This is a genomic window from Candidatus Nitrosopumilus sp. (assembly GCF_029882185.1).
Classification (GTDB): Archaea; Thermoproteota; Nitrososphaeria; order Nitrososphaerales; family Nitrosopumilaceae; genus Nitrosopumilus.
This window is the reverse complement of sequence record NZ_JAOULD010000082.1, coordinates 1-3559: the sequence shown is the minus strand read 5'-3', so window position 1 is coordinate 3559 and position 3559 is coordinate 1. Positions and strand designations below refer to the sequence as shown.

At 34.8% G+C, this 3559-nt stretch carries 6 protein-coding genes and 1 pseudogene; 2 read left to right on the top strand and 5 right to left on the bottom strand.

Annotated features, from left to right (window positions below):
• On the top strand, positions 1-510 hold a 510-nt coding region (gene leuD, locus OEW78_RS10225; RefSeq protein ID WP_300327191.1), incomplete at its 5' end, for a 3-isopropylmalate dehydratase small subunit.
• Here leuD and OEW78_RS10220 read toward each other — a convergent pair.
• The 5 genes from OEW78_RS10220 to OEW78_RS10200 are packed head-to-tail and all read right to left on the bottom strand — an operon-like array spanning position 488 to position 3199.
• Positions 488-1204 carry a nucleotidyltransferase family protein gene (locus OEW78_RS10220; RefSeq protein ID WP_300327190.1) on the bottom strand — a complete coding sequence of 239 codons (717 nt, stop codon included), beginning with the start codon at positions 1202-1204 and terminating at the stop codon, positions 488-490. The two genes, leuD and OEW78_RS10220, sit on opposite strands and share 23 nt — an antisense overlap.
• 3 nt (positions 1205-1207) lie before the next feature.
• A complete protein-coding gene (gene rpsI, locus OEW78_RS10215) occupies positions 1208-1657 on the bottom strand; it encodes a 30S ribosomal protein S9 (protein WP_300327189.1) in 450 nt (149 codons plus the stop codon).
• Positions 1654-2148: a 50S ribosomal protein L13 gene (gene rplM / locus OEW78_RS10210; protein ID WP_300327188.1), complete on the bottom strand. Its 495-nt coding sequence runs from the start codon at positions 2146-2148 to the stop codon at positions 1654-1656. Before rplM ends, rpsI begins: the two co-directional genes overlap by 4 nt.
• Complete coding sequence (locus OEW78_RS10205; protein ID WP_300327187.1) at positions 2141-2488, bottom strand: 50S ribosomal protein L18e; 348 nt, start codon at positions 2486-2488, stop codon at positions 2141-2143. The genes rplM and OEW78_RS10205 overlap by 8 nt, the downstream gene beginning before the upstream one ends.
• Before the next feature lie 45 nt (positions 2489-2533).
• Complete coding sequence (locus OEW78_RS10200) at positions 2534-3199, bottom strand: DNA-directed RNA polymerase subunit D (protein WP_300327186.1); 666 nt, start codon at positions 3197-3199, stop codon at positions 2534-2536.
• A 60-nt stretch (positions 3200-3259) separates the two neighbouring features.
• Between OEW78_RS10200 and OEW78_RS10195 the strand changes: the two are divergent.
• Positions 3260-3559: pseudogene (locus OEW78_RS10195) on the top strand (ribosome assembly factor SBDS); the annotation flags it as partial.

Here is a 3559-nt window from a genome sequence, read left to right as displayed (position 1 = left end):
CCAAAACAATTCTTAAAACTAGTTCAAAAATCTGGATTTGGAAAATTCTTGTTTTTTAACTGGCGCTATGACGAGAACGAGAATAAAAAATCTGATTTTGTTCTAAATGATCCAAAATATGAAAATTCAAAAATCCTGATAACAGGAGACAATTTTGGTTGTGGCTCTAGCCGTGAACATGCTGTATGGGCCTTGCTTGACTATGGGTTTTCCGTAGTTATTGCCCCTTCATTTGCAGATATTTTCTTCAGTAATTGTTTCAAAAATGGAATATTGCCAATTTCTCTAGACCAAAAACTAGTGGAGAAATTATTCCAAGAAAAAGGACTGGTTAGCGTAGATTTGGAAAATCAAATTATTAAAACTCCTTCTGATGAAATATCTTTTGAGATTGACTCCTACAAGAAAAAAATCCTCTTGGAAGGATTAGATGACATTGCACAAACTTTTCAATACGAAGACAAGATTGCTGAATTTGAAAAAAAGTCTAGCGTTCCATCTGTTTTATAATTTTCATAACTGTTTTTTCATTTCTTTCTAATATCATTGGCGATTCTGCATCAATCCATTCACTTTCTCCAATGTCAAACGCACTAATTTTCCCTTCTTTTGACAATTGCTGTAAAATATCATATGATAAATTGATCTCTTTTTTCTTTTTTGCTTTAATTCTACTAATGATGTCTTTTCCAAGCATGTAAATTCCAAGACATTCTGATAATTGTAATTTCATTGTTGGTTTTTCTTTGAATTCTTTAATGATTCCATTTTCAACTCTTGCAAATCCTGTTTCTTCTTTTCTTTTATTTCTGGTTGCAATGCATGCTGAACTGTTTTTCTCTTTGAAAACACCTCTCATTTTTTTTAGATCAATCGCACACAAGTTGTCTACAAACCACAATACAAACTCTGATTCGTTTTTGAGTTTGTTTGCAATGTGCAACAAATCTCCGCCTGTGCCGCTTTGTGAGTCTTGAACAAATGTAATGCCTTTTTTGTTTTGATAATAATTCTTGATTTGCCCTCCCAATCCCTCAAAATCTGAAATAACGATAATTTCATTTACAAAACTAAATGAACTTAGATATTTTATGATGTAGTCAATCATGGGTTTGCCATTGATTGGGGTCATTGCTTTTGGAAAATATTCAGTATATGGCTTGCCTCTAGTTCCTTTGCCGCCTGCAAGAATTACAGCTTTCACAGCCTAACGGTATGATTTCTGCTTTCTTCTTCTTGCACCAGGTCCGCCAAATTTCTTTGGCTCTTTTCTTCTGGCGTCTCCACTGACTAGGTATTTATCAAAATCAGTGATTCGTTTTCTTAGGTCTTCTCTAGTTGATTTTGGGAAAGGATGATCTTTTGGTTCTTTTTTAGATTTTGTCCATCCAGTTAAGGCTCTTGAAATTCCAGTTGCTATTGCACTGGCTTGACCCATAAAACCTCCGCCTCTAACTCTAACAGAAATGTCTATTTTGTCTCTCAAGTCTCCTGAAATTTCTAATGGTGCTAAAATTACTTCACGTGCTGTTTCCTGCGGAATCATTTCTACTGGAACATTGTTTATTCTAACTTTTCCTTTTCCTTTGGTAATGTAAACATGGGCACTAGCTGTCTTTCTTGTTGCAAAATAGATTTCAGTTTTCGGAGTTGTCATTCAGTCCACCCTATTATTCTACATAATTCCCCTAATGCAGTATAGTTTGATGGGGCCTTTCTAATCATAGCTTTTTCAAATTTAATTTTTTCAAGTGATTTGATTTCTTTAGGTGAACCAATGTATGTTCTTAGTCTTTGATGAGCTTCTTTTCCAGATGGTTTTCTATCAAATGGTAACATTTGACGAATCATTTTTGCCATTACTGTATCTGGTCTTCTGTAGTGTACAGGTCCATGTTTTGGATTGATTACACTGTTGATTTCTAAAAACTCTCTATATTCTTTAATCTGATTTCCTCTGGTTCCACTCATCATTATTTTCTCACAGTTGACTATTGAGACTCTGTTTCCTTGGATTAGTAATTTTGCTACATTTGATGCTAGTCTTCCTGCAATATGATCAGTTGCATCTACAACAATTGGTCTATCAGTTCTTACAACTGTTTGCTGTTTAGCACCCGTGGGTCTGTTAATTCTTCCATTAGCCAAGTAGTACGACTCCTTTTCCAGTTGGGTTTTGTTCAATCAAGTTTGAATAGGTGATTATTTTTCCGCCTTGCTCAACAATTTTAGTTGCTGCAGAATTTGAAATTGAAAATGAGAATAATGTAATTTTGTGAGATATGTTGCCTGTTCCAAGTACTTTTCCTGGAAATACTACTACATCGTTTTCTTTGGTTAGTTGACCAATTCTATTCAAATTTAGATCCCTTCTTGCAATGGATGGCTTTAATGCATATTCTGCTAATTTAGCCCAAATTGGTGCATCATTCTTGGCTGATGCCTTTTTTAGATCTTTGGCCATGTGTATAACGACTTGATTAGTCATGTGAATAATGCGGTTTAAAACCCAAATATAATGTCTATGCTTAGATTATTCTTGAATCTGGTCAATCATCTCTTTAAATTGACCTATTCTATTGCTGACTTCTTCTACTCCTGAAATAATGATCTGTTCAGGTTTGAGTGCACCTGTTGATTCTACAGTTAGTAATTTTACATCTTCTTTATCTGTATCAGTAAGCATTGATACTGTTGCAGAATTCCATTTGGCATGCTCTGTTCCACGTCCTAGTCTTGCATAACATTCTACTTTGATTCTCTGTCCTGGCGCTAGATGAACTAGAGGAATTTTATCTGAAGTTGGTTTAATTGAATCATCTTCTGAGGATAGTTCATTTGATAGCACTGTTCTGGTGACCTCTGAATCTCCAGAATCTAAAACTAGCATTACTCTACAGTTTGAACAACCTGTTTCGCTTTGACACTCACATTTTGATGGCTCGTTAAATCTACTCAAATCTGTAGTTAATGGAATAAGTCCTAATCTGTGAGCCAAACCCTCGTCTGGTAATACGGAGGAATTTTCAATAATATCTACTGTATCTATGGCAAATACTGGAACACCGTTGAGGCATACACGTCTTAGCGCATTTGCATATTGTAATGGAATACCGCTAAGTTTTACTGCAATCTTTTGATTATCTTTACTAACTACATCTAAGGATGACAAATCTTGAACAAAATCTTCAAAGTCCACATAAAAATCTAGCTAGTTTTATGTATAGATAAATAGCAAATGCTCATAACTATTTTAGAAATGGCAGATTATACACTAGTTCGATATTCCTTTGAAGGGGAAAAATTTGAGATAATGGTAAAACCTGACCCTGCACTTGATTATCGCTTGGGTAAGAAAAAGGACATTTCAGCAATCTTGGTATCTGATGAAATTTACACTGATGCAAGTAAAGGAACAAGGCCTGCCGCTGAAAAATTACTACATGCTTTCAAAACTGAAGATCCTGCCGAAATTGCAGAAATTATTCTCAAGAAGGGTGATCTAAATCTCACAACTGATCAAAGACGAAAAATGATTGAAGAGAAGAAAAAACAGATT